This window comes from Tardiphaga sp., from assembly GCF_025356345.1.
Taxonomy (GTDB): Bacteria; Pseudomonadota; Alphaproteobacteria; order Rhizobiales; family Xanthobacteraceae; genus Tardiphaga.
The window spans coordinates 1-26,558 of the sequence record NZ_JANXTC010000234.1; the positions used below are offsets into that span (position 1 = coordinate 1).

Genomic DNA, 26,558 nt, shown 5'->3' on the forward strand with positions numbered 1-26,558 from the left:
GTATCAACGCTCAACTCGGCCATCAGCATCGCATTGCCGAGCGCGACCTGCCAGCCCTCGACCCGGCCCGACGCGCCCTTGCCCGACGACGAGGAAAATTCCGCGATGTCGCCCGGCTTCAGCTTGCGCTGCTTTGCCGCCTGCAGGATGGCCTGCGCCAGCGGATGTTCGCTGGCCTGCTCGACGCCGGCGGCCAGCCGCAGCAGATCGTTGTCGTCGAAACCCGGTGCCGATGTGACGGCCACCACCTTGGGCTTGCCTTCGGTGAGCGTACCGGTCTTGTCGATCACGATAGTATCGACGGTCTCCAGCCGCTCCAGTGCCGCCGCGTCGCGGACCAGAATGCCGGCCTGGGCGCCGCGACCGATCCCGACCATGATCGACATCGGCGTCGCCAGGCCGAGCGCGCAGGGACAGGCGATGATCAGCACCGTGACCGCCGCGACGAGTGCGAAGGTGAAGCGCGGTTCCGGCCCGAATGCGGCCCACGCCACGAAAGCCAGCACCGCCGCCAGCATCACCGCCGGAACGAACCAGCCGGCGACCTGATCGGCGAGACGCTGGATCGGGGCGCGCGAACGCTGCGCCTTGGCGACCATATCGACGATGCGTGCCAGCATGGTGTCGCGGCCGACCTTGTCGGCTGTGAGCACCAGGCCGCCGCTCTGGTTCACGGTGCCACCGATCACCCGCGCACCTTCGGCCTTGCTGACCGGAAGCGACTCGCCGGTGACCATGGATTCATCAACCGACGAGCGGCCCTCGGTCACCACGCCATCGACCGGGATCTTTTCGCCGGGCCGTACCCGCAGGCGGTCACCGACCACAATCAAATCGAGCGCGACATCCTCGTCGCCCGCCGGGCCGATGCGTCGGGCGATCTTCGGCGCCAGGCCGAGCAGCGCGCGGATCGCCCCGGAGGTCTGGTTGCGTGCGCGGAGCTCCAGGATCTGGCCGAGCAGCACCAGCACGATGATCACGGCCGCCGCCTCGAAATACACCGCGACCGCGCCATGATGATCGCGAAATGCCGGCGGAAACAATCGCGGCGCCAGCGTCGCGACGACGCTGTAGACCCAGGCCACGCCGGTGCCCATCGCGATCAGCGTGAACATGTTGAGGTGCCGCGTCACCACCGAGCGCCAGCCGCGCACGAAGAACGGCGTCCCGGCCCACAGCACCACCGGCGTCGCCAGCACGAATGAAATCCAGTTCGAGGTTACCGGCGACACCAGATTCATAATGCCGAGATGCGCGCCCATCTCCAGCACGAATACCGGCACGGTCAGCGCCAGCGCGACCCAGAACCGCCTGGTCATGTCGATCAGTTCGGGATCGGGCGCGTCATCGAGCGAGACCTGCTCCGGCTCCAGCGCCATGCCGCAGATCGGACAGCTGCCGGGGCCGATCTGCCGGATCTCGGGATGCATCGGACAAGTGTAGGTCGTACCCGGAGGCGGCGGCGGCGCGGACGGTCCTGGCTTCAGAAAAGCGTCGGGATCAGCCGCGAAGCGCTCCCGGCAGCGGCCAGAGCAGAAGAAGTAATCCTGGTTCTTGTAAGAGAAGCGATGCTTGGCGGCGGCGGGATCCACCGTCATGCCGCAGACAGGGTCGAGCAGCCGCGCGGTCGTCGGTTCGTCGATGTGGCTGTGCGAGCAACCGGGGCCATGGACGTGCCCCTGACCATGCGCGGTCTGATGTCCGTGATCGTCCTTCACCATCGCAATCCCTCTTGATCTATATACCCTAGGGGGGTATATGAGACTTATGCGCAGCGAGATCAAGGCTTCATGTTTAAAACGTCTGAAACGCGTCGAGGGCCAGGTTCGCGGGCTCGCGGGAATGGTCGAGGACGACCGCTACTGCATCGACATCGTCACCCAGATCGCGGCCGCTCAGGCCGCGCTGCGGCGGGTCGAGGAAGAAATCCTGCGGGACCATATAGCGCATTGCGTCGAACACGCGATTTCGTCCGGCGACAAGGCCGACCAGCGCAGGAAGATCGCCGAGTTGATGGACGTACTCAGCCGCGCCAGTCGCTGAGGCCGCGCGCCTCGACTTGCAATCAACGTTGATCCATCTTTAGCAAGCGCTCGCGACTTAGCCGAAACAGCACCAAGCATACCTCCGGGCAATACGACTGCGCCCGAAAACTGGTCGCACGCTAGATTTCGCCGCCGGCACTGGTGGTGACGTTGATCGGGCTCGGTGTGATGGCCGGCGCCATCGCCGCTGCCGGTGGGCCTGCGCGGCAACCAGCAGCGCTGGAAGATCGGCGGTGCTGCGCTGTTGCCCCTGACGATCCGCAGCCATCATTTCACCGCGATGAGCGCCGTGACCATCACGGCGAACCCGGCCATCGCGGTGTCGTCGGCCGGCCGCGATCGATACTTTCCGCTACATCACGGAAGGCGCTAGGCCGGACCACAGCGTCGCCGATCCGGCGCCGCTGGCCCGGCGGGCCTGACGACAACGACGAACAACAAAAAGACGCGCCGGACCGGCGCGTCTTTTTTGTTGGCTGCGACAGCGGTCGATCAGGCCGCCTGTTTGTGCATCGCGCCGCTGGCCGAAACCGTACCGCGGATCGCCCGGATCGAGCGCTCGATCGCCGCCCACAGCTTGGCAATTTCGCCGGCCGCCCGACCCTCGGCGGCATATTCCCGCGCGCCGTCGCCTTCGGCCAGCGCCAGCAGCAGATCGGCGCGGTTGGTGATCTGTCCAGACCAAACCGGGGCCTTGAACTTGGCCATCGCTTCGCGGGCCACGCTGACGATCGGGCTTTCGACCTCGTCGCGGCGCGCCGGCGCGCCGTTGATGACGACGGCGTAGGGCTTACGCGCCGAGCGGCAGTTCAGGATGGTGTCCTGCACGGCATTGACGTCGAACACGCCGGGGCGCGCCGGGATCACCACCATGGTGGCGTTCTTGATGGCGTCATCAACAACGGCGGAGACATTCGGCGGGGTGTCGATGAAGACCCATTCGACGCCGTCGCGACGAGCGGCGTTGATGATCTCCGTCACCGAGCGATTGGCAATCTTCAACGCCGGCTCATTGGTTCCGCGAAGCTTGTGCCACAGGGTCAGCGATCCCTGCGGGTCGGCATCGATCAGCAGACATTTCTTGGATGATTTCTGAACCTGGGCGGCGAGGTGGGCGGCCAGCGTGCTCTTGCCCGATCCGCCCTTGCGCGATGCGAAAACAATTACATTCATATGTCTGCCTCCAGATTGACCCCGGACTCGAAAATGAATCAACGGCCTGATTCGTTAAAGGCAAATCTGTGGGGAATTGCCGGCGACAACACGGATTTATCGTGAAAGTTTCATTTGAGTCACACCGTGTGACGCGGCAAATCGAAATGTGTCATTGATAGTTCGCTGTGAACCACATCGCCTCGCTTGATATCAACCGACGCGGTCAATGTTCTTGACGCGTTCTTGCGCGGTTCGCTTTTCGGCCCTGGCACGTTGCCGCTCGGTCCATTTGCGCTCGAGCCAGCCGAGAAAATGCGCAACCGGTTTCTCGAGAAACGGAATATCCTGCGCGATCAGGATCAGGCCGAGCGGCAGCATCCACAACCCGAGTACCGGCAGAATGCTGCAGATGCCGCCCAGCACCAGCAATAGCGCCAGCGGAACGCGTACCAGCTTCGACGTCGGCTTGCGCAGCCAGCCGGCGAATTTCGCAGGCCCCGGCGGCAGCTTGGTTTCGAACCACGCAAAATGCCGGTCGATCTCCGCGCGATAATCCGTTTCGTTTCGTGTGGTCAAAATGGCACTCCCTGCCGTCCGCAAATGGAGATGAACATCGACAAGGCCAAGGTGTCAGTTTGTCACGTCGTCCCTGGTTCGCATCAACACCCTGACAAACTTGCCGCGGCGCCACAGCTTGCATTTGCGACGGCCATGTTGTTTCTCCAGCGCAGCAAATGTCAGACGGGATTGGGCATGAATCTGAAATCGGAACATCCGCCGCTGAACCACCCTGCCGCGATCCCGCCACGGTGAACCCGATCAGGATTGCGATCGTGGTTCTGGTCGCGCTCTGCGTCTGGATCGCCTGGCCGAAGGGAGACGCCGTGCCGCCACGTCCGCTGCTGATCAAGGCCGCGCTGAAGCAGGTCGACGATCCCGTCATCATTCTCGGCGACAGCATCGTCGAATATGCCACGCTGCCGCATACGGCCTGCGGGCGTTCCATCATCAATGCCGGCATTGCCGGCTCGACCACGGCGAGCAACCTGCCGGACATGCTGAACAAGGCGCTGGCTGGCAAGAAGGCCGCGATGATCGTGGTATCGCTGGGACTGAACGACGCCACCGCTTCATTCAGCGCCGAAAAATACCGGACGAATTATCAGGCCATACTGGCGGAACTGGCACCTTCGACGCGGCGCCTCGGCATCATGGCGGTAACCTCGGCGGAAACGTCGTCGCCGACGCGGCGCGCCGAACTCGACGCGGTGATCGCCAGCTACAATATGGCGCTGCGGTCGCTCGCCATTGAGCATCGCGCAACCTTCATCGCGCCGCCGCAAATGCCGACGCCGCACACCGTGGACGGCATCCACCTCAACCCCGCCGGCTATGCCGTATGGTTCCAGGCGCTGCTGTCCGGAATCGAAACGTCGCTTTGCAAGAAAGCCTGATTGGGCAACGGCCATCCGGGCCTGTCAGGACTCGTTAGCGCCGACGCCGCGCGCATCGAGCAGTCTTTGTCCATCCGCGGTGAGGGCAAATCTGATGCTCTCGACCGGCCTGGCGGGCTGCGCGACTTCGACGAGGCCGCCGGCGATTAGGCGATCCAGTACCAATTGCTTGTTGTCGTCGAGATCAAGACCCGAGGCGCGTGCGATGTCACACATTACGGCAATGCCGGCGTCGCTGATTTGCTGGTCGGCCATGCCGCGCTCCCTGCTGGTTCGCAAGGTAACGGAGCATGGTGATCGCGGTTCCCGCGTGGCAGACGTCGAGCGGAAGGTGGCAGGACATTTTTGGATCAGTCAAACGCCAGCGCCTGAGAACCCAATGTGTCAGGTGACACATCGCACAAGGCGGATGCCCCAAAACCGCATCACGCCACAATCCGGGATGAGGGTGGTACAGTTGGGTGGTCTCGAACCACCGACCTCCTGCTCCACAAACAGGCGCTCTAACCAACTGAGCTACAACTGCATCCTTGATCGCCCCTGAAACCAAGGTCGCGAACAGCCGGGAAACTAGGTGCAACGGTGCGCTTTGGCAAGGCCGCCGAGCGACCATCAATCACGATTTTTGCCGGCAAACGAAAGCCCGGGCCAATGACCCGGGCTTTTTTGACAATGTGGCAGCGGCGCGGCTCAGACCGCTGACTCAGGCCGCGGGCTTGAACAGCTTGGCAGCGCCCGACTTGATCGGCTCGGCGGTCTCGGTGACGATCTTCTGGGTCAGTTCAGCCAGTTCCTTGGTCTGACCGGTAAAAGTCTCGATTTGCTTGCGGGCGAACGAGGTAAACAGCTCCATCGCCGCCGACGGCGACTTCACGCCGACCATTTCCTGCGCGAAATCGAGCGTGGCGCCGGTATTGGTCTTCATGATGTCGAGCAGCTTGGTCGAATAATCGGTCGCGCCCTTGGTGGCGCTGCCGAGCACAGCCTCAACCGTGCTGTTATGGGTCTCGGCGGCGTCCTTGAGCTTCGCGTAGCCTTCGCGGGCCTGCGAGACGCCCTTTTCGGCGAATGCGCGAACCTGCTCCGGAACCTGGAACGGAATTATGGATGATGAGAATGGATTGGTCGATTCGGCCATGACGTGCATCCTTCGGTTGATCGAATGAATTGCGTCCCGCAGATGCTGTCGGCAGCGTCCCTGCTGACGCCCGCTGGAAGTCAAAACGCCTGTTTAAAAGGCGCTGGACATGATAAAAGTAATATCATGTCCGTTTTGTGCGATGCAACAGAATATTGCACCGCGCAATTGCATAGCAGACGGGCAGCAGCGCACGTCATGGTATTATACCACACATAACGCAACCAAAAAGGTGCCTGGCTGCCGCTAACTGGTCGGCTTGACCGCTTCCGTGGCGGCGCGGCTCACGATCTGGCCCATCTCGCTGGCCTGCTCGGCCAGCGATCGCATCTGGCCCTGCACGTACTCGCTGTGCAGCCGCATCACCTCGCCGAGGTCCTTCGCATGCAACAGCTGCTGGGCATAATCCAGCGACGCCGCGACGTTATTCTCGGCAAAGGTAATGGCCTTGGCACTGACATCCTTGGCGCCGGCGCGCACCGTGGCGCCACGATCCTCGATGGTGGTGGCCGTGCTATGCGCGCTGGCCATGAACTTCTCGAAGGCCTGCCGGGCCTGCTCAAAGCTAGCTTCCGCCATCGATCGCATTTCTTTCGGAATTTCGAACTTGTCGCTCATATCCCACTCCCATGCGTTGACGAAGCCATCCAGCCTCGATTGGTGTTCCTTGACCCTAACGATGACAGACATCACCGGTGTGACGCGGTTGCCCTGCCCCGCGGGTGCATCGTGAACCATTGTTTTTGTTTTGCAACTGGCAACGCGAAGGCGGTCCGAAGCATCGAAAGCCGCAAGAACTCGTAAAATCTTTGTAAAATCGAGAGACCGGGGAGCCATTCATGGCTGGCGGAATTAAGGTTACCCGGGTTTTAAAGGTGTGAAACAGCCGAGAGCGTGGACCTGTGGACCGGCGCGCGCGATACTAAAAAAAGTGTTAAATTTTTAATGGTCTGCGCGGCGAGCGTGCCGCCCGAACCCTGCGAGCGCCCACCCTGTCAGCCCATGAAGTGCAGATGAACAGTGCCGAATTCCAGTTGCGGGGCGTCGATGACGCCAGGCTGGCCGTGCACGCCACCAGCAACCAGCCAGCCTGGCTGTGGTCGGTGGACGGCAGGCGAATCCTGTGGGCCAACCCGGTCGGCGTACGACTGTTCGGCGCGCGCAACGCAGCGGAGCTGTTCACGCGACCGGTCAGTCCCGCCGATTCACATCGACGCCAGATGGCACAACTGGCTGCCCGGCTTTCGCCGGCTGGCACGGTCCGGCTGGAGCGACTGCGCGGATTTGGCGCGGCATTGGGCGGCCTGATGACCTGCGCCTGCAGCCGATTGCCATTTGCCGGTGGCGGCGAAGGCATTCTGGTCGTGGCCGCCGAGCCGAGCGGACGCGGCATGCCGCTGGTCGAACGGCTGCAAAATCTGGTCGAAGGGCTCGACATGCCGATCGCCACCTTCGCCCGCGATGGCATGTTCGTCAGCGCCAGCGCGGCGGCCCGCACCTTGCTCGGCTTTCGTAGCCTGTCCGATGCCGGCCTTGAAACCGCGCGCGCCGAGGCGCTGAAAGACGGCCACGTCAGAATCCCGATCGGCTTCGGTCACATGGTGCTACGGCGTGTCGGCAGCGGCGCCGATGTCGGCCTGGTCGCGCTGATCGCGCCCGGCGCCTTGTACCCCGCGCCGGATGAAGCCGGGATCGATGACCAGACCGACCCCGTGAGCGCCGTCCAAGAGCAGCCGACCGATACGGCGACAGAAGCCGCGGCCATGCTGGCCGAGGTCGTCGAGGTTGAACCTGCTCTGTCACCCAGCGCGCCAAGCGAAGCCGCGATGCCGAGCGAAGCCACCGTCGCGGCGGAGCCGGCGAGTGCCCGCGATGCCAACGTCTTCGAAGCTGGTCCGGATCTGGAATCGGTGATCGCCGAGACGATCGCGCAGGCTGATGATCCGGCGCCGCGCGAGCCATCTCCCTATGTCGAAGCCGTCGCCGACGAGCCGGCGCCCGAGCTCCCCCCGATCGACCCGCGCACGACGCCCTTGCGCTTTGTCTGGCAGATCGACGCCGAGGATCGCTTTTCGTTTGTGTCCGGTGAATTCACCCGCCTGATCGGCCCGCGCGCAGCGTCCGCTGACGGCCGCGCGTGGCGGGAAATCGACACGGAATTCGGGCTCGATCCTGACAACCGGATGGCCCGGGTCCTGGCGGCTCGTGAGACCTGGACCGGCGTCACGCTGCGGTGGCCGGTGGATGGCGGCGGCCGGTTGCCGGTTGAACTTTCAGGCGTTCCGGTGTTTGACCGCCAGCAGGATTTCGCCGGCTATCGCGGATTCGGCATCTGCCGCGACCTCGACGGCCTGACGCAGCTGACGCAGGCCCGTCGCGCCGAGATCGTCCCCGGCCCACCGCCCAGCGCATTATCTGCCGATGTCGTCCAGAGCGGGCCGGTCGGCGACAGCCTCGACGAGCCGGTTACGCTCGTTACCAACGCCTCCCCACCCGAAACACTTTCACCAGAAGCAGACCAAGCCTTGGAAACCCCAGAGAACGTCGTTCAGTTTCGTCCCGGTGATCCGAGATCGCCGGCGCTGACGCCGGTCGAAAACAGCGCCTTCAACGAGCTGGCGCGACAATTGTCGCAGCGGCTTGACGCCGAGACCGGTCTGACCACCGACCAGCGCGAGCCGCCGCGGGTCGAAGCGGCCGACGCCGACCCGCGGCCGCTGTCCGCGCGGCAGAACCCGCCAAACTGGCTGATGACGCCGCCGCCGCCCGCGCGCGGCGAGTGGCAGCGCGATCGCACCCTGCTCGATTTGATGCCGGTCGGCGTGCTGATCTACCGGCTCGATCGCCTGCTGTTTGCCAATCCGGCGTTTCTGGAACGGATGAACTTTTCAACTTTACAGGCGCTGGAAGACGCCGGCGGTCTCGATGCGCTGTATGTGGCACCGGATGTATCGCGCGCCTGCAGCACCTCCGACGGCGGCACGGCGGTGACCATCTCGGCGACCGAAAACAACCCGGGTGTCGCGGCACCGACGGCCGCCGAAGCCCGGCTGTTCACCATTAGCTGGGACAACCAGCCGGCACATGCGCTGATCTTTTCCGCTTCGCGCGCCACCCCCGTAGCTGTCATGCCGGCGACGGAATCGGCTGGCGGCCAGATCGATGCGGAGGAACTGGCGGCGATCCTCGATACCACGGCCGAGGGCGTCATCATGTTCGACGAAGAAGGCAACATCACCGCCTGCAACCGCAGCGCCGAGGCGCTGTTCGGCTTCGACGGCGAACAGATGACCCAGCGCAACATCACCAATCTGTTCGCCCCGGAAAGCCACCGCGTGGTCCGCAACTATCTCGAAACCGTCAAGGAGGCCGGCGTCGCCAGCCTGCTCGACCATGGCCGCGAAACGCTCGGCCAGACCCGCGCCGGAGGCCTGATCCCGCTGTCGATCACGATGGGGCGCACCCGGCCGGACGGCGCCAATTTCTTCGCCGTCTTCCGCGACCTGACGCAGGCCAAGAAGACCGAGAGCGAGTTGCTGCAGGCACGCCGCCAGGCCGATCGCGCCGCTACCGCGAAGGCCGACGTGCTGGCGCGGATCAGCCACGAGGTTCGGACCCCGCTCAATGCCATCATCGGCTTCGCCGAAGTGATGATCGATGAACGCTTTGGCGCGCTCGGCAACGAGCGCTACGGCGAATACATGAAGGACATCCGCGCGTCCAGCGAGCGCGTCATCGCCATCGTCAACGACCTCCTCGACCTCAGCCGGATCGAGACCGGCAAGCTCGACCTCGCCTTCACCACGCAGAACCTCAACGAGATGGTAGAGCAATGCGTCGCGGTGATGCAGCCGCAGGCCAACCGCGGCCGCATCATCATTCGTACATCGCTGGCGCATCAACTGCCGACCATCGTCGCCGACGCCCGCGCGCTGCGCCAGATCGCGCTCAATCTGATCGGCAATTCGATCCACCTCGCCAATCCCGGCGGCCAGGTGATCGTCTCCACCGCGCTGTCGGATTTCGGCGAGGTGGTGCTGCGGGTGCGCGACACCGGGCACGGCCTCAATGACAGCGAACTCGCCGCCGCGCTGGAGCCGTTCAGCAACCACGCCCCGGCCGATCAGTCATCGGAGGGGGCCGGCGTCAGCCTGTCGCTGACCCGGGCGCTGGTCGAAGCCAACCGCGCCCGCTTCCAGATCAAGACCGCGCCCGGCGCCGGCACGCTGATCGAAGTGCTGTTCGCCAATGCCATGGTGAAAGCGTAGCGACAACGTCCTTCTCCCTGCGGGAGAAGGAACGGGAAGTGTAACTACACATATTCCCGCCGCTTGGAATCCCTCTAGAACCGGCGAATCGCGACATTCCGTCACGCCCGCCGTGCGGTCCGCTGCGCTACTCCATTCGGCATTGTCGCAGCCTTGCCGGAGCCGTTCATGATCCCACGCCAGATTCTTGCCGCGGCCTCCGCGGTCGCCTTCATCGCGCTTGGCGCCCCGGCGCTGCGTGCCGCTGAAGAAGTCAATGTCTACACCTATCGCGAAACAAGACTGGTGCAGCCGATCTTCGAGGCGTTCACGAAGGACACCGGCGTCAAGGTCAACGTGATTTCGGCCTCTTCCGGCCTCGAGCAGCGCATCAAGGCCGAAGGCAGCAACAGCCCGGCCGACGTGCTGCTGACGGTGGATATCGGGCGCATCGATGACGCCGTACAGGCCGGCGTGACGCAGACCATCACGTCGGAAACCATCGACAAGATCGTGCCGGCGCAATATCGCGACCCCGCCGGCCAGTGGGCCGGCATCTCGATGCGCGCGCGGGTGATTTACGCGTCAAAGGACCGCGTCACGCAAAGCGCCATCACCTATGAGGAACTCGCCGACCCCAAGTGGAAGGGCAAGATCTGCATCCGCTCCGGCCAGCACATCTACAATAACGGCCTGTTCGCTGCCTATGTCGCCCGGCATGGCGAGGCGAAAGCCGAGCAATGGCTGCGCGGTGTGAAGGACAATCTCGCGCAAAAACCATCGGGCGGCGACCGCGAGACCGCGCGCGACGTGGCCGCCGGCAAGTGCGACCTCGGCATCGGCAACACCTATTACTGGGCGCTGATGATGAATGCCGATCCGGAGAAGAAGCCATGGGCGGAAGCCACCCGGGTGATCCTGCCTACTTTTGCCGACGGCGGCACCCATGTGAACCTCTCCGCGGTGCTGCTGGCCCGGCATGCGCCGAACAAGTCCAATGCGTTGCGACTGATCGACTGGCTGGTCGGCGAAACGGCGCAGCAGATGTATGCCGACGCCAATTATGAATACCCTGTCCGCGCCGGCATCACGCTCAATCCGACCATCGCCGGCTATGGCAAGCTCAGTGCCGACCCGACGCCGATCGCGAGCATCGCCGCCAACCGCAAGGCCGCCGCGACGCTGGTCGACAAGGTCGGGTTTGATAATTGAGGATAACGGCGCGGAGCGCTCTTCTTCCTTCCCCTCTCCGCTTGGGGGAGAAGGAAAGAAAATATCACTCGTGACCCACTCCCGTATTCCACTGGTCGCCACCACCATCGCCGCCGTCACCGCACTGGCCGTCGCGGCGCCCGTCATCAGCATCGCGCTGCTGGCGCTGCAGCCGGAGCCGGAACTGTGGCAGCATCTGATCGCCTATGTGCTGCCGCAGGCGCTTCACGATACGGCCCTGCTGTTGATCGGGGTCGGGATCGTTGCGCTGGGCATCGGTACCGGCTCGGCATGGCTGATCTCGTCGCATGACTTTCGCGGCCGCGCGCTGCTGCTCTGGCTGATGCCGCTGCCGCTGGCAATCCCGACCTATCTCGCCGCCTATGTCTATGTCGACCTGTTCGAGCCGCTCGGCCTGGTACACCGCGCGCTTGCCACGGCGATCCCGTTGCGTGACGCGATCAACTGGCTGCCGAACCTGCGCTCGCTGCCCGGCGCGGTGTTGATCATCGGCCTCGTTCTGTACCCGTATGTCTACCTGTCAGCGCAAGCGAGCTTCCAGCACCGCGGCGCCGAATTTGCCGAGGCGGCAAAAATGCTCGGCGCCGGTCGCTGGACCACGTTCCGGTTGATATCATTGCCGATGGCGCGCCCGGCGCTGGCGATCGGGCTGGCGCTGGTATCGCTGGAGACGCTCAACGATATCGGCGCCAGCGAATATCTCGGCGTGCGGACGCTGACTGTGTCGATCTTCACCACCTGGCTGAACCGCGGCAGCCTGGCCGGTGCCGCGCAATTGTCGCTGTTCATGCTGGCGATCGTCGCCGTATTGATCGCCATGGAGCGGTTCGGCCGCCGCGAAATCAGCGTGGAGTTCTCGGCGGAAAACCCGCGGCTGGCGCCGCGCACGCAACTCACCGGCGTCAAAGCCTGGCTCGCTCTGCTGGCCTGCCTGCTGCCGGCCCTGCTCGGCTTCGCGGTGCCGCTGCTCTACCTGCTGCGCGAGACGCTTCGTCGCGGGCTGCTTTCGGCCGACACTTCGGTGTGGCGCGACGCGTGGCAGACGATCGCGCTGGCCTCGGTGGCCACCGGCATCGCGCTGCTGCTCGGCCTGATTGTCATCGTCGCGCAGCGCTGGCGCGCCTCGCGGCTGACCGATTTTTCGCTGGCGGTTGCGCAGACCGGCTACGCGCTTCCCGGCCTGGTCCTGGCGCTCGGCCTGCTGACGCCGGTGCTGGCGATCGATGGCGCCCTCAACACGCTGGCTGCCTGGCTCGGCCTGATGTCGCCGGGCCTCGTGATGGTGGGCTCCGGCGCCGCCGTCGTGATCGCCTATGTGATCCGTTTTCTCGCCGTGCCGACCGGTTTTATCAAGGCCGGCTTCGAGCGGATTCCGCGCGACTATGACGACAGCGCCCGGGCCGCCGGCGCGCCCGAATGGACGACGCTGCGCCGTGTTCAACTACCGCTGCTGCGGCCAGCGCTGTACGGCGCGGCGATCGTGGTGTTTGTCGATTGCCTGAAGGAATTGCCGGCGACGCTGCTGCTGCGACCGCTCAATGTCGAGACGCTGGCGACCTCGATCTACCAATATGCCAGCCGCGGCAGTTTCGAAGACGGCGCCTTGGCGGCACTCCTGATCGTGGCGGCCAGCGTCGGACCGGTGATATGGCTGACGCGTTTTGCCGACGTGCCGCGGGGGCCGGTGTGATTACGCGTCGGCGAGGCTTTGATCGTTCCGGGACTTCGAGAATATCTGCCAGGCGGCGATGAACATCGCCGCGATCACCGGACCGATCACGAAGCCATTGAGACCGAAGGCCTGGATGCCGCCGAGGGTCGAGATCAGCACGATATAGTCCGGCAACTTGGTGTCCTTGCCGACCAGCATCGGGCGCATGATGTTGTCGACCAGCCCGATCACCAGGAAGCCATAGGCGATCAGGATCGCGCCCTGCCAGAACGCTCCCGTAGCCAGCAGGTAGACCGCCACCGGCATCCACACCAGCCCGGCACCGATCGCCGGCAGCAGCGACAGGAACGCCATCAACACCGCCCACAGCAACGCCGCGTTGATGCCCAGGATCCAGAAGATCACGCCGCCGAGCGCGCCTTGCGCCAGCGCCACCAGCAGGCTGCCCTTCACGGTGGCGCGGATCACGACCGTGAATTTTTCCAGCAATTCGTCGCGCAAGCCGGGCGCCAGCGGAATCGCGTCCTGGATGCGGCCGGCCAGTCTGTCGCCATCACGGAACAGGAAGAACAGCAGATACAGCATGATGCAGAGGTCGAGGACGAAATCGAACGTGCTCTGGCCGATGGTCAGCGCCTGCGCGGCAATGGTCTGGCTGCCCTTGGCGAGGCCGTCGGCCAGTTTTGTCTGCATGTCACCGAGGCTGGCGACGCCGAAGCGGTCCAGCAGGCCGGTGGCCCAGGCCGGCAGCACGTCGAGGATCTGCTGGAAGGATTTGACGAAATCGAGTTCGCCCGACTTGATCCGCCCGACCACCGTCGCGGCCTGCTGCGTCAGCGATGCGCCGATCAATGCCAGTGGGAGGATCACGATCAGAACGATGAGCATGATCATCGCCAGCGCCGCCGGCGTACGGCGCTCCGGCATCTTGCGCAGCAGCCAGCGGTACACCGGCGCGAACATGATGGCGATGACGACACCCCACAGGATGGCGCCGGAGAACGAGGCCAGTATCCAGCCAAAGGCCAGCGACACCACGATGATCAGGATAAGGAAGAACTTGTCTTCGAGGCGATCGCGCATGGGGGCTCGGTCTGTGAGAGCGCGTGCCCCGGATGCTGCGCACTACGTCGCACTTGCGACGTGGTGCGCTGCTGATCCGGGGTCCCGGTATTGCGCGGAAAACCGGGATCCCGGATCCGCGGAGCGGCACAAGAATGCCGCACCGCGTCCGGGAAACGGGACTTGCCGCTTACGCGTTCGTCAGCGCGACGCGGAATTCAGCTTCGGTCTTGGCCTTGACCTCGTCGAGGGTGACGCCATCGGCGAGTTCGATCAGCGCCATGCCGTCATGGCCGTGCTTGTCGATGGTGAAGACCGCGAGATCGGTGACCACCATATCGACCACCCTGGTGCCGGTGAGCGGCAGGTTGCAGCTCTTCAGCAGCTTCGGGCCGTCCTTGGCGGAATGCTCCATCACCACCACGACGCGCTTGACGCCGGCGACGAGATCCATCGCGCCGCCCATGCCCTTGACCATCTTGCCGGGGATCATCCAGTTGGCGAGATCGCCATTCTGCGCCACCTGCATGGCGCCGAGAATCGACAGGTCGATATGGCCGCCGCGCACCATGCCGAACGAATCCGCCGACGAGAAATAGCTCGTCTCCGGCAGTTCGGTGACGGTCTGCTTGCCGGCATTGATCAAATCGGGATCCTCTTCGCCCTCATAGGGGAATGGGCCCATGCCGAGCATGCCGTTCTCGCTCTGCAACAGCACGTCGACGCCTTCGGGAATATAGTTCGACACCAGCGTCGGAATGCCGATGCCGAGGTTGACGTAAAAGCCGTCCTTCAGCTCCTTGGCCGCGCGGGCGGCCATTTGATCGCGGGTCCAGGCCATCAGACTTCAACTCCGGTTGCTGCTGCGGGGGTAGCGTCGCCCGGACGCTTGCGCGTGGTGCGCTGTTCGATCCGCTTCTGCGCGGTGCCGACTTCGACAATGCGCTTGACGAAAATGCCGGGGGTGTGGATGTGGTCGGGATCGATCTCGCCCGCCGGCACCAGATGCTCGACTTCCGCGACGGTGATCCGGGCGGCGGTCGCCATCATCGGGTTGAAGTTGCGCGCGGTCTTGCGGTAGACGAGGTTGCCGGCGGTATCGCCCTTCCAGGCATGAACAATCGCGAGGTCGGCGAACAGCCCGCGCTCCAGCATGTAGGTCTCGCCGTTGAAATCCATGGTCTCCTTGCCTTCCGAGATCAGCGTGCCGACGCCGGTCTTGGTATAGAAACCCGGGATGCCGGCCCCGCCGGCGCGGATGCGCTCGGCCAGCGTGCCCTGCGGCGAGAATTCCAGCTCCAGCTCGCCGGCCAGAAACTGTTGCGCGAACAGCTTGTTCTCGCCGACATAGGACGAGATCATCTTCTTGATCTGGCGGGTTTCCAGCAGCCGCGACAGGCCGATGCCGTCGACGCCGGCATTATTGGAGACCACGGTGAGATCCTTGACGCCGGATTCGCGCAACGCATCCGACAGCGCCTCGGCGATGCCGCACAGGCCAAACCCGCCGGACATGACCATCATGCCGTCCTTGAGAATGCCTGCGAGAGCCGATTTGGCGTCGGGATAGACCTTGTTCATAAATATCAACCTGGTGAGGGATGCGCTGAATGGCTTGAAAGCCGGTCTTATTGTCCGGGATTATTAGGCGAATTCGCCGCAACAGGTCAAATCAAAGCCCCCGTTTTCCACCCGGCTGCGACCCCATCACCCCGGCGACGGCCTTGAAAGCGTCAAGAAAACCGATCAAGTTGCCGCTTTGGAAGCGGGGCGCGCACAGACAAAGACGCCCTCTCCGGATTTGCCCCTCAACCAACCCGGATAGTTCATTGACGAGTGCCCAAGGAATAAGACGCCTGGGGATGCCGATTGTGGCGCTCCTCGGCGCCGCGCTGATCGGGCTGTTCGCCGTGTCCTGGCTGCTCAACCGTGACGCGCTGCGCGAAGCCGTCGAGGCGCAGATCCGTGCCGTGACTGGACTGGACCTGGTTGTCAGCGGCGACGTCGACGTGTCGGTATTTCCGGGTAGCTATGTCTCGTTCCACGAGGTCGGGCTGCGCGGCGGCGGCGACATCGATCCGGCGCTGTCGGTCGACGTACTGACCGCCAATCTGCGGCTGCTGCCGCTGCTGATGCAGCGCTTCGAGATCGCCGACGTGATGATGCTGCGGCCGCGCATCCGCGTCAGCCGCGACGCCGCCGGCAACAGCAACTGGACGCCGTTCATCGACAACATTGCCCGCACCATGCGGCCGGATGCCGACCATCCGCTGTCGTTCTCTGAAATCCGCATCCAGGACGGCGTGCTCGACTATCTGGATCCGAGCAATACCGAGCGGCTCGACGACATCGACCTGTCACTGGCCTGGCCGTCGATCTCGCGTTCCTTCGCCGCCACCGGCCAGTTCGATTGGCGCGGCGAGCGCGTCGACGGCAGCCTGAGCGTCAGCGATTTCATCGCCGCCCTGTCCGGCGACCGCTCCGGCCTGAAGGCCCGAATCACCAGCGCGCCGATCAAGGTCGCCTTCGACGGCACTGTCGCCAACCGCGCCAGTCTGATGATGGAGGGCACGCTGACCGCCGACAGCCTGTCGCTGCGCAATGCGATGCGCTGGATCGGCCAGGCCCCTCCCGGCAATGGCGGTTTCGGCCGCTTCGCGCTGAAAGCGCGCGCCAGTCTGGTCGGCGCCTCGGTGGCGCTGACCAACGTCAATGTCGAGCTCGACCGCAATCTCGCCGAAGGCGTAATGACCTACAGCAATAATGGCCGCCAGACCCTGCAGGCGACGCTGGCCGCCGGCGCGCTCGACTTCACGCCCTATATCTCGACGGTCCGTCTGCTGGCCTCCGGCGCGCGCGACTGGAACCGGCAATTGTTCGACCTCAACACGCTCTCCACCACCGACCTCGACATGCGGCTTTCGGCCGCCAAGGTCACCGTGGGCTCCTCGGTGCTGGGACGCACCGCGCTGGGCGCCAATCTGCGCAACGGCACGCTGGCGCTGTCGATCGGCGAAGCGCAGATGTATGGCGGCATTGTCCGCGGCTCGTTCGGCATCGCGCATTCCGATGCCGTGGCCGATGTGAAGGCGCAGTTTCAGTTCACCGACGTCGACCTGCAGGCCACGGCCTCCGACCTGTTCGGCATCGACAAGCTCACCGGTCGCGGCAATCTGGGCATGGCGCTGGAAGCTTCCGGCTCGTCGCCGTTCGGCCTCGCGCAATCGCTCGACGGCACCGCCACCCTGACCGGCCATGACGGCGCCATCAGCGGCTTCAATGTCGAACAGCTCCTGAAGCGGCTGGAACGCCGGCCGCTGTCCGGCGCCGGCAATTTCCGCTCCGGCTCGACGCCGTTCTCGACGCTCAACATGAGCGTCAAATTCAATGACGGTATCGCCACCGCCGACGACATCCGGATCGAAGGCCCGGCCGCCACCCTGACCCTGACCGGCACCGCCTCGGTGCCGGCGCGCGAATATGATTTCAAGGGCGTCGCCAGCCTGAACTCGGTGGCAAACGCGCCCCCCGGCTTCGACCTGCCGTTCGTGATCCAGGGTCCGTGGGACGATCCGCTGATCTTCCCCGATCCGGAAAGCCTGATCCGCCGCTCGCCCGGCGCCGCGCCGCTGCTCGACGCGGTCAAGGACCGCAAGACCCGCGACGCGGTACGCTCGGTACTCGACCGGTTTACCGGCGGCACGAAGCCCGCGGCGGAAGCCGATAAACCAGCCGTCGCGCCGGCGGCAACGGCGCCCGCGGATGCCGCGAAGGCGAACTGAGCCGGCGGTCGTTGCAACAGCGACAGCCACGCCGCTTGGCGGGGCAAGACGAAGGGACACCCGGATGGTCGTAACGCAGGCCCGCATGTCGGCCGAGATCGATGGCGACTTTGTCGTGTTTCTGATCGGAGTGCAGGTCAACCGTCTGTGGAAGATATGGAAGTGGGCCCCGGTGTTCGCCGCCATGCCGCGCATGCTGGACGAACTGGGAAAGCATCCGGAGCTTGGCCTGCTTCATGCTCGCGGGCATTTCGGACTGAACTCGGCCCTGATGGTGCAGTACTGGCGCAGCTTTGAACAGTTGCAGGCCTATGCCACGTCGCAATCCCAAGCGCATTTGCCGGCGTGGAAAAACTTCAACAAGACTATCGGCAGTAACGGCGACGTCGGCATCTGGCACGAGACCTATCTGGTCCGCGCCGGCGAATATGAAACCGTCTACAACAACATGCCCGCCTATGGCCTCGGCATCGCCGGACGCCTGCAGCCGGCGTCCGGCCGGCGCCGGACGGCAAAAGGCCGCTTGAACCGCGGCGACGGCGGCGATCAGCCGGACCTATAGCGGCGCCGCGCTCTCGCCGCGTCCTCTCGACAGCTTTGACGCCAGCGAGGCGCCGACGATCAGCACCGTGATGAAGCCGATGATCAGCGTGCAGATCGCGTTGATCTCCGGCTTCACGCCCAGCCGCACCTCGGAATAGATCCGGATCGGCAGCGTCGCCGCGCCCGGGCCGGTGGTGAAGCTGGCGATCACCAGATCGTCCAGCGACAGCGTGAAGGCCAGCATCCAGCCCGCGGCGATCGCCGGCCACAGCAGCGGCAGCGTGACCGCGACAAAGGCCCGCGCCGGCGCGCAGCCGAGATCCATCGCCGCCTCCTCGAGGCTGCGATCGAGCCCCGCCAGCCGCGACTGCACCACGACGGCGACAAAGCACATCGTCAGCGTGGTATGCGCCAGCGTCACGGTCCAGAAGCCGCGGCCGGCGTCCAGCGCCACGAACAGCAACAGCAATGACAGGCCGGTGATCACTTCCGGCATCACCAGCGGCGCATATAGCATGCCGGACATCAGCGTGCGGCCGCGAAAGCGCTCGCCGCGGGCCAGTGCCATCGCGGCCAGCGTGCCGAGCCCCGTCGCCAGCGTGGCGGAGAGCAGCGCGACGCGCAGGCTCATCCACAGCGCCTCGAGCATGGCGCGGTCGTTGAACAGCTCGCCGTACCAGCGCGTCGACCAGCCGCCCCACACCGTCACCAGCCGTGAGGCGTTGAAGGAATAGACCACCAGGATGACGATCGGCAGGTACAGAAACGCCAGGCCGAAAGCCAACGCGGAGACATTGAAGCGCGACAGACCGCGATGGGCCATCACCGCGCCTCCAATTGCCGGCGCTGCAGCCGGTCATAGACCAGTAGCGGCAGCAGCAGCAGAACCAGCAGCACGATCGCAATCGCGGAGGCGACCGGCCAGTCCTTGTTGGTGAAGAATTCCAGCCACAGCGTCTGGCCGATCATCATCGAATCCGAGCCCGCCAGCAGGTCGGGAATCACGAACTCGCCGACGATCGGGATGAAGCATAGCAGCACGCCGGCGCCGATTCCGGGCAGCGACAGCGGAAACGTCACCAGCCAGAACGCCTGCAGCCGCGAACTGCCGAGATCGCTGGCGGCTTCCAGCAGCGCGCCATCCTGCTTCGCCAGCGTGGCGTAGAGCGGCAGGATCATGAAGGGCAGATAGGAATAGACGATGCCGAGATACATCGTGCGGTCGGTCGACAGCCACACCACCGGCGCGGAGACGATGTGCAGCGCGAGCAGGATCTGGTTGAGCAGACCGTCATGCTGCAGGATGTTGATCCAGGCATAGATCCGGATCAGGAACGAGGTCCAGAACGGCACGATCACCAGCATCATCGCGAGGCCCTGCGCGCGCGGCGGCAGCCGGGCCATCGCATAGGCCACGGGATAGCCGAGCGCGAGCAGCAGCGCGGTCGATATCAACGCCACAACGAGGCTGCGCAGATAAGAGTCGATGTAGAGATCGTCGGACACCAGCAGCCGGAAATTATCCAGCGACAGGGCGGCGAGCGCCGCTTTCCATCCAGCGATGCCATCGGTCCACGCGAACAGCGGCAGATAGGGCGGCTGCGCCAGCGCGGTCTGCGACAGGCTGATCTTCAGCACGAAGCCGAACGGCACCAGGAACAGCAACGCCATCCACAGCAAGGGCGCGATCGCAGCCCGCCGGGCCAGCGCCGTGAACAGGCGGCGCGCGATCATCGCGGCAGCACCACGCAATCATCCGGCGAAAACCATGCCACCACACGCTGGCCGACACTGTAGGCATCGACATCGAGCCGGGCCGTGTTGGCCAGTGCCGCGCGCAACGTCGCGCCGCGGTCGAGCTTGACCTGGTAGATCGACAGCCCGCCGAGGTAACCAACCTCGCTGACCACGCCTTCGAGGCTGTTCATGCCGCCGCCATGAAGCCGGTCGGAGGCCGGGGCCTGGCGCGACAGCCGGATCTTTTCCGGCCGGATCGCGACGCAGATCAGCTTGCTGCCGATTGGCTGCCGCGGCTCCGCCGCGCTGAGCGTGCCGGCATCGGCGGTGGCGATGGTCAGCCGGTGATCGTCGTGGAATGTCACCTCGCCCTCGATGATGTTGATGTCGCCGACGAATTCGGCGATCCAGCGCGACGTCGGGGCTTCATACAATTGCCGCGGCCTGGCGACCTGGCGCAGCCGGCCGGCATCCATCACGGCGATGCGGTCGGCCATGGTCATGGCCTCGTCCTGGTCGTGGGTGACGATGACGAAGGTGGTGCCGAGCCGGCGCTGCAACGCCATCAATTCGATCTGAGTTTCCTCGCGCAGCTTCTTGTCGAGCGCCGCCAGCGGCTCATCGAGCAGCAACAGCCGCGGCCGCCGCGCCAGCGCGCGGGCCAGCGCGACGCGCTGCTTCTGGCCGCCGGACAGTTGATCCGGTCGCCGCTTCTCCAGCCCGGCGAGCTTGACCAGCGCCACCATCTCGGCGACGCGGCTCTCAATCTCGGGCTTCGCCAGCGCCGCCCGCTTCAGTCCGAAGGCGATATTGTCCTTCACCGTGAGATGCGGAAACAGCGCGTAGTTCTGGAACATCATGTTGACCGGACGCTGATGCGGCTGCAGCGACGCGATGTCATCGCCGTCGAGCAGGATCCGCCCGCTGTCGGGCGTCTCGAAACCCGCCAGCATCCGCAGCAACGTGGTCTTGCCGCAGCCCGATGGGCCGAGCAGTGCGAAGAACTCGCCAGCCTGGATGTCGAGCGAGAGGTTGTCGACAGCGCTGACATGGCCGAACTTCTTCGTCACCGCCTCGATGCGCAGCAGCGGCACGGGATAGGCCGCGACCACCGGCGGGGGAGTCGCCGCAGGCTGATCCGACGTGATATCAGCAAAACTCGTCATCGCCGCACGCTAGCGGCGGATCGTCGCCGGCTCAACCGTCGCCTCGCTGTCATCCCGCCTTGCGCGCCGCCGCGGCCGGGCGGCCGACGAGGCTGGCATATTGCGCGATCGGCGCGGGACGACCGATGAAGAAGCCCTGCACGCCGTCGCAGCCTTCATGGGCCAGAAAGCGCAGCTGCTCATGGGTCTCGACGCCCTCGGCAACGATCGAGACATCAAGCCCGTGGCCAAGCCCGATCACCGCCCGGACGATCGCCGCCGATTGCGGATTGAGCCCGAGATTGACGACAAAGGCGCGGTCGATCTTGATCTTGTCGAACGGGAACGCCTGCAGGTAGGTCAGCGACGAGTAGCCGCTGCCGAAATCATCCATCGAGATCCGCACCCCCAGCGCCTTCAGCCGCCGCAGCAGCGCCACGCCGCGCTCGAAATCCTCGATCAGGACGCCTTCGGTGATTTCCAGCTCCAGCCGCCCCGGCTGCAGCCCGGTCTCGAGCAGGATCGAATGCACCAGATTGACGAGATCGCCGTGCATGAATTGCGCCGGCGACAGATTGACCGCGATCTGCAGCGGCATCGGCCAGGACGCCGCCTCGAGGCAGGCCTGCCGCAAAATCCATTCGCCCATCTCGACGATCAGGCCGCTCTCTTCCGCCAGCGGAATGAAATCTCCGGGCGGCACCGGTCCGCGCGTCGGGTGAGACCACCGCGCCAGCGCCTCGAAACCGGTGATGTCGGCATCCACCACGTCCTCGACGGTGCGCGCCTGCGGTTGGTAATGCAGCGAAAGCTCGCCATGGCGGATCGCCACGGAAAGGTCCTGGTGCAGCGCGCGACGATCGCGCAGCTGCTGATCCATCTCGGGCTCGAACAGGCTGATCGAACCGCGCGACATCGCCTTGGCGCGAAACAGCGCGGCGCCGGCATTGGCGAGCAGCGCTGCGGGGCTGCTGCCGTCGCGCGGAAACAGCGCGATGCCGGTGGTGACGCCGGTCCGCACCGTCTTGCCGTCGATCAGGAACTCCTCGGCCAGCGTCGCCGCGATCCGTTCGGCAACGGCCAGGCCCGCCGTCGGCTGCCGGCCATCGATGATGACGCCGTATTCGTCGCCGCCGAGCCGCGCGACGACGCCGCCGCCCGCCACGATCTCGATCCGGCGTGACACCTGGACCAGGAGCTGATCGGCGATGGCGTGGCCGAACACGTCGTTGATTTCCTTGAGCCCGTCGAGGTCGATCGACAGCACGGCGAATTCCTCGGAGACGTCGGCGCAGGCATCGATCATCTGCGACAGCGCCTTCAGGAACGCCGCGCGGTTGGGCAGATCGGTCAGCCCGTCATGATAGGCCATATGCGCCATCTGCGACTCGGTCTGGCGCCGGTCGGTGACGTCCTCATGGGTCTTGATCAGATATTGCGGCTGGCCCTTCTCGTCGGGGACCGCGACCCGTCGCGTCAGGAACAGCCGCAATCCGTCGCGGGTGCTGATCGGGTGCTCCTCGGCCATGAGACCGCGGCTCCGGATCGCGGCCTGGTCGCGATTGTTGATCAGCCTGGCCTCTTCCGGCTTCAGCATCTCGGAAACGGTTCTGCCGATGGCATCCTCGCGCCGGCAGTTCAGGATCACTTCAGCGCCGCGGTTGGCGAAGACATATTTTCCGTCGCTGACCCGCTGTACCATCAGCGAAACCGGGATGTTATCGACCACCGTTTCGAGGAATTTCTTGGTGCTTTCCAGTTCGCCGGCGAGCTGCCGCTGCTCGGTACAGTCCTCGTGAATGCCGATCGACCCGCCATTCGGCAGCCGGTTGAGCTTGACCTGGACCTGCCGCCCGTCCGGCAGATCAGCGATGAAACTGTCGGCGTCGTTGCTGTAGCGGTAGTGCCGGTCGCTGACCTCGTCCAGCATGCCGTGCTGGCGGCGCAGTTCGCGCAATCCCGACCCGGTGATGTTCTCCGGGATTTCCGCGCGGGTCAGACCATAGATTTCAAGATAGCGATCGTTGCAGAACACCAGCCGTTTTCGCGCATCGAGCATCACGATGCCCTGGCCGAGATGGTTCAGCGCCGAGCCGACAAAGGCGTTGCGGCGGCGCTGCTGGTTCTTGACCGAGCGCAGCACCGATCCCACCCAGAGCACGATGGAGCCGAGGAAGGCGATCACGACCAGCGCGGTGATCAGGTTTTCCCAGATCACCTCGGTATCCGCGTGGACGCCGAATTGAGGCAATGAAAAACCGCCGCCCGCCCAGGCCGGATCCGTCATGATCGTCAGGCCGATCACACAGGCAGACGCCAAGGCGAAAATGACCGCCTTGCTGTCTATTTGCTCTTGCTTGCCACCCATCATACACCCGCGTATTCGCAAGTGAGTGTCTCGCCGCAGGCATTTGGTTCTGGTAAACGGATACGGCTGCAACCGCAAAATGTGACTAAATTTGCTTCAAATCTTTTGAATGCTTAATACCCTCTTAATATCACACGGCCGATCTCGGGCGTTGTGCGGCCACATACTCGCAGCCCTGGCGAGCAGACGGACGGCGCATGGACAAGGTTGAATGTATCGTGGTCGGCGCGGGCGTCGTCGGGCTCGCCATTGCCCGGCAACTGGCGCAGTCCGGACGCGAAGTGATCGTGCTGGAGGCGGCGGACGCGATCGGGACCGTGACCTCGTCGCGCAACAGCGAAGTGATCCATGCCGGCATCTATTATCCCGCCGGCAGTCTGATGGCTGAGTTCTGTGTCGCCGGCAGACGGGCGCTCTACGCCTATTGCGCCGCGCGCGGCATTGCGCACCGCAATTCCGGCAAGCTGATCGTCGCCACCCGTCCGGACGAGATCGCCAAACTGCAATCGATCAAGGCCCATGCGGAAGCCAATGGTGTCGATGACCTGCGGGTTCTGAGCGCCGCCGAGGCACGCGCGCTGGAGCCGCAACTGCGCTGCGAAGCCGCCTTGCTGTCGCCTTCCACCGGAATCATCGACAGCCATTCCTACATGCTGTCGCTGCGCGGCGAAGCTGAGGCAGCTGGCGCTGCTTTCGCCTTCATGGCGCCGCTGGAGCGCGGTCGCGCGACCGCCGGCGGCTTCGAGGTCGAGGTTGGCGGCGAAGCGCCGATGCTGCTGGCCTGCGACCTGCTGATCAATTCGGCCGGGCTGTCGGCCACCGCGATCGCGCGCGGCCTCGACGGCATGCCGCTCGACCTGATTCCGCCGGCCTATCTGGCGAAGGGGTGCTATTTCAGTTGCAGCACCAAGGCGCCGTTCTCCCGGCTGATCTACCCGGTGCCGGAGCCGGGCGGACTGGGCGTCCATCTGACGCTGGATCTGGCCGGACAGGCGCGCTTCGGCCCCGACGTCGAATGGGTCGATCACATCGATTACGCCGTCGATCCCGCGCGCAGCGAGAAATTCTATCCGGCGATCCGCCGCTATTGGCCCGAGCTACCGGACGGCGCGTTGATGCCGAGCTATTCCGGGATGCGGCCTAAAATAGTCCCGCCGGCGGTCGCGGTGCAGGATTTCATGATCCAGGGTCCGCAAAGCCACGGCGTCAAGGGCCTGATCAATCTGTTCGGGATCGAGTCGCCCGGCCTGACATCCTCATTGGCGATCGCGAACCATGTTGCGACAATGGCCGCGGCCTGACGCCACCAGCATCCCGGCAGCGGCGGATTCGCCGACCCTTGCGTTTGCTCGTACGCCGCGCGAAGCAACCCGGCCCGTCCACCGGAAACCGGATCACTTCGTCGCAGATACGCTGGGAAGACTCGCAGCCATCCCTTGCCAGGACTCAACGAGCTATCGCGTTGAGACTGACCGGTAATGACATCACGCGTATTTTCAGGTGGGGAAGGTTCGGCTGCTAATGCAGCGTTTCGCTGGCAACCAGCTTTAGCCTGGCAATTTCGTCGCGCACCATGAGCTTCCGGCGCTTGAGTTCGACAATACGGAGATCGTCTGTAGATAGATGTACGAGAGCTTCGTGCAGTTCGGTTTCCAAGACCTTGTGTTTGCGTTCAAGTTCGACGAGATGCGACTGAAGTGCCATTCGAAATCTCCTGGGTAGGATTAAACCTCGGATTCGGTGGACAATGAAGTCTACATGACAGTGGACATCTGTCGATGGGTCTTGAAAATTGAATTTTTAATTTCGATCCGCATATGAAACGAATCGTGACTGGAATACCCGGCATATCGCCGGAACCGAATGCTTGCACGGTGCGCGCGCACCGGCGATAGTCCCGAAACAATTTTCTCGCCAACAACCCGCGAATCCAGTCAGCTAGCGCCATGAACGACGACGAAGATCGCGCACTCCCGGCCGAGCTGGCGAAGCTGCAGCAAGAACACCGCGACCTCGATGTCGCAATCGACGCCCTGCATCAATCGCCGGCGCCGGATCTGTTGCGGCTGCAGCGGCTGAAGAAGCGCAAGCTGCAACTGCGCGATCGGATTTCCTTCATCGAAGACCAGATCACACCCGACATCATCGCCTGAGCGCGTCACTATGGCGCGGGGCTCACCGGCGTCCTTGTGGCACGGCGTCCGATCGTCGCGGTCAGCCAGACCCGGCTCTGGATGCCGGAATTGCCCTGCGCACGCTGTTGGAGCGCGAGGCCGTATTGCGCGGCCGGACAGCGCGGTGCTACTCGGTCGCGGTCTTCGCGATCATGCGGCCATCAACGACATTGTGGGAGACGGCTCTCAGGCGCGCGCCGGCTTCAATCACCTTGTCGATCGCTGCGAAAGCCGCGCCGATGGCGGATTCTCGGCGATGGCTGGCACCAGTCCTGGATTCGCTACCTTCCATCTGCACCGTCCAGGTCCAACCGGCGGAATTCGTTTGAACCACCGAATAGGCATGCTCGCGATAGATCATGGCGTCGCTCCGGATGGTTGCAGGTCGGGAGCGCCCTGCCTGATGGCCTCGAACTGCACAATGCGCCGATCCCGCTCCCAAAGTTCGATGGCGTGCATACCAATCATTGCGCGCGCGGCGATGATAGCCGCCGGATCATCGTCCTGGATGATGTCCTTGGCTTTGATGAAACGACCATCGCGGCCTATGAAATAAGCCTTGTAGTGCGCCATGTGATCCGCATGTGTGAAGGCGAGAGCGCTACCGAACTCTCTGTCGCCGGTCGAAGCCAAGGGGCAGCCGGGGATATCTTATCGTGCGCCAGCGGACATTTACTGTCTACCCGGTAAGCGACTCAGCGTCGTTTTGGCTGGGCGAATTATTGCATCGGGGTTTGTTCGCTTGACAAAGAACATAATAAGAACATTGTTCAGCAAAACTTACCCGAGAGGCCTGTCATGCC

The 26,558-nt window shown here is 64.3% G+C and carries 27 protein-coding genes and 1 tRNA gene; 11 read left to right on the forward strand and 17 right to left on the reverse strand.

The genetic code is table 11. The features are described 5' to 3' along the window. Window positions 1–1,598, reverse strand: a 1,598-nt coding sequence (locus Q0S16_RS14100) for a heavy metal translocating P-type ATPase (RefSeq protein WP_295849277.1), incomplete at its 3' end; no start/stop codon positions are given. Window positions 1,599–1,767: 169 nt separating this feature from the next. Between Q0S16_RS14100 and Q0S16_RS14105 the strand changes: the two genes are divergently transcribed. After that, complete coding sequence (locus Q0S16_RS14105; protein ID WP_295849280.1) at window positions 1,768–2,043, forward strand: metal-sensitive transcriptional regulator; 276 nt, start codon at window positions 1,768–1,770, stop codon at window positions 2,041–2,043. A gap of 195 nt (window positions 2,044–2,238) precedes the next feature. Continuing rightward, on the forward strand, window positions 2,239–2,418 hold the full coding sequence (locus tag Q0S16_RS14110) for a hypothetical protein (protein WP_295849237.1): 180 nt from the start codon (window positions 2,239–2,241) through the stop codon (window positions 2,416–2,418). Between the two features lie 119 nt (window positions 2,419–2,537). On the opposite strand, the gene Q0S16_RS14115 is transcribed toward Q0S16_RS14110, so the two are convergent. Further along, window positions 2,538–3,218 carry a ParA family protein gene (locus Q0S16_RS14115; RefSeq protein WP_295849239.1) on the reverse strand — a complete coding sequence of 227 codons (681 nt, stop codon included), beginning with the start codon at window positions 3,216–3,218 and terminating at the stop codon, window positions 2,538–2,540. 192 nt (window positions 3,219–3,410) lie between these two features. Further along, complete coding sequence (locus Q0S16_RS14120) at window positions 3,411–3,776, reverse strand: hypothetical protein (protein ID WP_295849240.1); 366 nt, start codon at window positions 3,774–3,776, stop codon at window positions 3,411–3,413. A 30-nt stretch (window positions 3,777–3,806) separates the two neighbouring features. Between Q0S16_RS14120 and Q0S16_RS14125 the strand changes: the two genes are divergently transcribed. Both Q0S16_RS14125 and Q0S16_RS14130 read left to right on the forward strand, forming a co-directional pair. Continuing rightward, window positions 3,807–4,013, forward strand: coding sequence for a hypothetical protein (locus tag Q0S16_RS14125; RefSeq protein ID WP_295849241.1), 207 nt, complete (start codon window positions 3,807–3,809; stop codon window positions 4,011–4,013). Then, entirely contained in the window at window positions 4,010–4,654 is a 645-nt protein-coding gene (locus Q0S16_RS14130; RefSeq protein ID WP_295849242.1) for a GDSL-type esterase/lipase family protein, read from the forward strand. Before Q0S16_RS14125 ends, Q0S16_RS14130 begins: the two co-directional genes overlap by 4 nt. A 24-nt stretch (window positions 4,655–4,678) precedes the next feature. Here the strand turns inward: Q0S16_RS14130 and Q0S16_RS14135 are convergent, their stop codons facing one another. The 4 genes from Q0S16_RS14135 to Q0S16_RS14150 form a co-directional block, all read right to left on the reverse strand. Continuing rightward, window positions 4,679–4,909 (reverse strand): hypothetical protein, encoded by a 231-nt coding sequence (locus tag Q0S16_RS14135; RefSeq protein WP_295849244.1) that lies wholly within the window; start codon window positions 4,907–4,909, stop codon window positions 4,679–4,681. A gap of 194 nt (window positions 4,910–5,103) precedes the next feature. Beyond that, window positions 5,104–5,180, reverse strand: a tRNA-His gene (locus tag Q0S16_RS14140). Between the two features lie 177 nt (window positions 5,181–5,357). Next, the gene (locus Q0S16_RS14145; RefSeq protein WP_295849245.1) at window positions 5,358–5,792 is read right to left on the reverse strand and encodes a phasin; all 435 of its coding nucleotides are present in this window, start codon (window positions 5,790–5,792) and stop codon (window positions 5,358–5,360) included. A 246-nt stretch (window positions 5,793–6,038) separates the two neighbouring features. Then, window positions 6,039–6,410, reverse strand: a complete 372-nt coding sequence (locus tag Q0S16_RS14150; RefSeq protein ID WP_295849247.1) for a phasin — start codon at window positions 6,408–6,410, stop codon at window positions 6,039–6,041. A gap of 395 nt (window positions 6,411–6,805) precedes the next feature. Between Q0S16_RS14150 and Q0S16_RS14155 the strand changes: the two genes are divergently transcribed. The 3 genes from Q0S16_RS14155 to Q0S16_RS14165 all read left to right on the forward strand — a co-directional run bounded on the left by Q0S16_RS14155 (window position 6,806) and on the right by Q0S16_RS14165 (window position 12,962). Next, a complete protein-coding gene (locus tag Q0S16_RS14155; RefSeq protein WP_295849249.1) occupies window positions 6,806–10,060 on the forward strand; it encodes a PAS domain S-box protein in 3,255 nt (1,084 codons plus the stop codon). Between the two features lie 168 nt (window positions 10,061–10,228). Next, complete coding sequence (locus tag Q0S16_RS14160; protein WP_295849251.1) at window positions 10,229–11,251, forward strand: extracellular solute-binding protein; 1,023 nt, start codon at window positions 10,229–10,231, stop codon at window positions 11,249–11,251. 70 nt (window positions 11,252–11,321) lie between these two features. Next, a complete protein-coding gene (locus Q0S16_RS14165; protein WP_295849253.1) occupies window positions 11,322–12,962 on the forward strand; it encodes an iron ABC transporter permease in 1,641 nt (546 codons plus the stop codon). Here the strand turns inward: Q0S16_RS14165 and Q0S16_RS14170 are convergent, their stop codons facing one another. The 3 genes from Q0S16_RS14170 to Q0S16_RS14180 form a co-directional block, all read right to left on the reverse strand. Then, on the reverse strand, window positions 12,963–14,027 hold the full coding sequence (locus Q0S16_RS14170) for an AI-2E family transporter (RefSeq protein ID WP_295849255.1): 1,065 nt from the start codon (window positions 14,025–14,027) through the stop codon (window positions 12,963–12,965). A gap of 169 nt (window positions 14,028–14,196) precedes the next feature. Next, a complete protein-coding gene (locus tag Q0S16_RS14175) occupies window positions 14,197–14,847 on the reverse strand; it encodes a CoA transferase subunit B (protein ID WP_295849257.1) in 651 nt (216 codons plus the stop codon). Next, entirely contained in the window at window positions 14,847–15,587 is a 741-nt protein-coding gene (locus tag Q0S16_RS14180) for a CoA transferase subunit A (RefSeq protein ID WP_295849259.1), read from the reverse strand. The genes Q0S16_RS14175 and Q0S16_RS14180 overlap by 1 nt, the downstream gene beginning before the upstream one ends. A 281-nt stretch (window positions 15,588–15,868) precedes the next feature. Here Q0S16_RS14180 and Q0S16_RS14185 point away from each other — a divergent pair, with 281 nt between their 5' ends. Both Q0S16_RS14185 and Q0S16_RS14190 read left to right on the forward strand, forming a co-directional pair. Further along, on the forward strand, window positions 15,869–17,788 hold the full coding sequence (locus Q0S16_RS14185) for an AsmA family protein (RefSeq protein ID WP_295849260.1): 1,920 nt from the start codon (window positions 15,869–15,871) through the stop codon (window positions 17,786–17,788). Between the two features lie 64 nt (window positions 17,789–17,852). Continuing rightward, window positions 17,853–18,350 (forward strand): DUF4188 domain-containing protein, encoded by a 498-nt coding sequence (locus Q0S16_RS14190; protein WP_295849262.1) that lies wholly within the window; start codon window positions 17,853–17,855, stop codon window positions 18,348–18,350. Here the strand turns inward: Q0S16_RS14190 and Q0S16_RS14195 are convergent. The 4 genes from Q0S16_RS14195 to Q0S16_RS14210 are packed head-to-tail and all read right to left on the reverse strand — an operon-like array spanning window position 18,345 to window position 23,500. Continuing rightward, window positions 18,345–19,154 (reverse strand): ABC transporter permease, encoded by an 810-nt coding sequence (locus Q0S16_RS14195; protein ID WP_295849264.1) that lies wholly within the window; start codon window positions 19,152–19,154, stop codon window positions 18,345–18,347. The two genes, Q0S16_RS14190 and Q0S16_RS14195, sit on opposite strands and share 6 nt — an antisense overlap. Continuing rightward, the gene (locus Q0S16_RS14200; protein WP_295849266.1) at window positions 19,154–20,065 is read right to left on the reverse strand and encodes an ABC transporter permease subunit; all 912 of its coding nucleotides are present in this window, start codon (window positions 20,063–20,065) and stop codon (window positions 19,154–19,156) included. The genes Q0S16_RS14195 and Q0S16_RS14200 overlap by 1 nt, the downstream gene beginning before the upstream one ends. After that, a complete protein-coding gene (locus Q0S16_RS14205; protein WP_295849267.1) occupies window positions 20,062–21,234 on the reverse strand; it encodes an ABC transporter ATP-binding protein in 1,173 nt (390 codons plus the stop codon). Before Q0S16_RS14205 ends, Q0S16_RS14200 begins: the two co-directional genes overlap by 4 nt. Before the next feature lie 49 nt (window positions 21,235–21,283). Beyond that, window positions 21,284–23,500: an EAL domain-containing protein gene (locus Q0S16_RS14210; RefSeq protein ID WP_295849283.1), complete on the reverse strand. Its 2,217-nt coding sequence runs from the start codon at window positions 23,498–23,500 to the stop codon at window positions 21,284–21,286. A gap of 278 nt (window positions 23,501–23,778) precedes the next feature. Between Q0S16_RS14210 and Q0S16_RS14215 the strand changes: the two genes are divergently transcribed. After that, entirely contained in the window at window positions 23,779–24,882 is a 1,104-nt protein-coding gene (locus tag Q0S16_RS14215) for an NAD(P)/FAD-dependent oxidoreductase (RefSeq protein WP_295849269.1), read from the forward strand. Window positions 24,883–25,099: 217 nt separating this feature from the next. Here the strand turns inward: Q0S16_RS14215 and Q0S16_RS14220 are convergent, their stop codons facing one another. Continuing rightward, window positions 25,100–25,285 (reverse strand): DUF465 domain-containing protein, encoded by a 186-nt coding sequence (locus tag Q0S16_RS14220; protein WP_295849271.1) that lies wholly within the window; start codon window positions 25,283–25,285, stop codon window positions 25,100–25,102. Window positions 25,286–25,527: 242 nt separating this feature from the next. Here Q0S16_RS14220 and Q0S16_RS14225 point away from each other — a divergent pair, with 242 nt between their 5' ends. Next, the gene (locus Q0S16_RS14225; protein ID WP_295849272.1) at window positions 25,528–25,734 is read left to right on the forward strand and encodes a DUF465 domain-containing protein; all 207 of its coding nucleotides are present in this window, start codon (window positions 25,528–25,530) and stop codon (window positions 25,732–25,734) included. 148 nt (window positions 25,735–25,882) lie between these two features. On the opposite strand, the gene Q0S16_RS14230 is transcribed toward Q0S16_RS14225, so the two are convergent. Next, window positions 25,883–26,116, reverse strand: a complete 234-nt coding sequence (locus Q0S16_RS14230) for a hypothetical protein (RefSeq protein ID WP_295849273.1) — start codon at window positions 26,114–26,116, stop codon at window positions 25,883–25,885. Next, window positions 26,113–26,328 carry a hypothetical protein gene (locus Q0S16_RS14235; protein ID WP_295849275.1) on the reverse strand — a complete coding sequence of 72 codons (216 nt, stop codon included), beginning with the start codon at window positions 26,326–26,328 and terminating at the stop codon, window positions 26,113–26,115. The genes Q0S16_RS14230 and Q0S16_RS14235 overlap by 4 nt, the downstream gene beginning before the upstream one ends. Window positions 26,329–26,558 lie beyond the last annotated feature (230 nt).

Excerpts from the sequence above, each read along its gene's own strand:
- Q0S16_RS14105 (WP_295849280.1), top strand. The coding sequence starts at position 1,768 with ATGCGCAGCGAGATCAAGGCTTCATGTTTAAAACGTCTGAAACGCGTC.
- Q0S16_RS14115 (WP_295849239.1), bottom strand. The coding sequence starts at position 3,218 with ATGAATGTAATTGTTTTCGCATCGCGCAAGGGCGGATCGGGCAAGAGC.
- Q0S16_RS14125 (WP_295849241.1), top strand. The coding sequence starts at position 3,807 with ATGAACATCGACAAGGCCAAGGTGTCAGTTTGTCACGTCGTCCCTGGT.
- Q0S16_RS14135 (WP_295849244.1), bottom strand. The coding sequence starts at position 4,909 with ATGGCCGACCAGCAAATCAGCGACGCCGGCATTGCCGTAATGTGTGAC.
- Q0S16_RS14145 (WP_295849245.1), bottom strand. The coding sequence starts at position 5,792 with ATGGCCGAATCGACCAATCCATTCTCATCATCCATAATTCCGTTCCAG.
- Q0S16_RS14150 (WP_295849247.1), bottom strand. The coding sequence starts at position 6,410 with ATGAGCGACAAGTTCGAAATTCCGAAAGAAATGCGATCGATGGCGGAA.
- Q0S16_RS14155 (WP_295849249.1), top strand. The coding sequence starts at position 6,806 with ATGAACAGTGCCGAATTCCAGTTGCGGGGCGTCGATGACGCCAGGCTG.
- Q0S16_RS14160 (WP_295849251.1), top strand. The coding sequence starts at position 10,229 with ATGATCCCACGCCAGATTCTTGCCGCGGCCTCCGCGGTCGCCTTCATC.
- Q0S16_RS14170 (WP_295849255.1), bottom strand. The coding sequence starts at position 14,027 with ATGCGCGATCGCCTCGAAGACAAGTTCTTCCTTATCCTGATCATCGTG.
- Q0S16_RS14175 (WP_295849257.1), bottom strand. The coding sequence starts at position 14,847 with ATGGCCTGGACCCGCGATCAAATGGCCGCCCGCGCGGCCAAGGAGCTG.
- Q0S16_RS14180 (WP_295849259.1), bottom strand. The coding sequence starts at position 15,587 with ATGAACAAGGTCTATCCCGACGCCAAATCGGCTCTCGCAGGCATTCTC.
- Q0S16_RS14185 (WP_295849260.1), top strand. The coding sequence starts at position 15,869 with ATGCCGATTGTGGCGCTCCTCGGCGCCGCGCTGATCGGGCTGTTCGCC.
- Q0S16_RS14190 (WP_295849262.1), top strand. The coding sequence starts at position 17,853 with ATGGTCGTAACGCAGGCCCGCATGTCGGCCGAGATCGATGGCGACTTT.
- Q0S16_RS14195 (WP_295849264.1), bottom strand. The coding sequence starts at position 19,154 with ATGGCCCATCGCGGTCTGTCGCGCTTCAATGTCTCCGCGTTGGCTTTC.
- Q0S16_RS14200 (WP_295849266.1), bottom strand. The coding sequence starts at position 20,065 with ATGATCGCGCGCCGCCTGTTCACGGCGCTGGCCCGGCGGGCTGCGATC.
- Q0S16_RS14205 (WP_295849267.1), bottom strand. The coding sequence starts at position 21,234 with ATGACGAGTTTTGCTGATATCACGTCGGATCAGCCTGCGGCGACTCCC.
- Q0S16_RS14210 (WP_295849283.1), bottom strand. The coding sequence starts at position 23,500 with ATGACGGATCCGGCCTGGGCGGGCGGCGGTTTTTCATTGCCTCAATTC.
- Q0S16_RS14215 (WP_295849269.1), top strand. The coding sequence starts at position 23,779 with ATGGACAAGGTTGAATGTATCGTGGTCGGCGCGGGCGTCGTCGGGCTC.
- Q0S16_RS14220 (WP_295849271.1), bottom strand. The coding sequence starts at position 25,285 with ATGGCACTTCAGTCGCATCTCGTCGAACTTGAACGCAAACACAAGGTC.
- Q0S16_RS14225 (WP_295849272.1), top strand. The coding sequence starts at position 25,528 with ATGAACGACGACGAAGATCGCGCACTCCCGGCCGAGCTGGCGAAGCTG.
- Q0S16_RS14230 (WP_295849273.1), bottom strand. The coding sequence starts at position 26,116 with ATGATCTATCGCGAGCATGCCTATTCGGTGGTTCAAACGAATTCCGCC.
- Q0S16_RS14235 (WP_295849275.1), bottom strand. The coding sequence starts at position 26,328 with ATGGCGCACTACAAGGCTTATTTCATAGGCCGCGATGGTCGTTTCATC.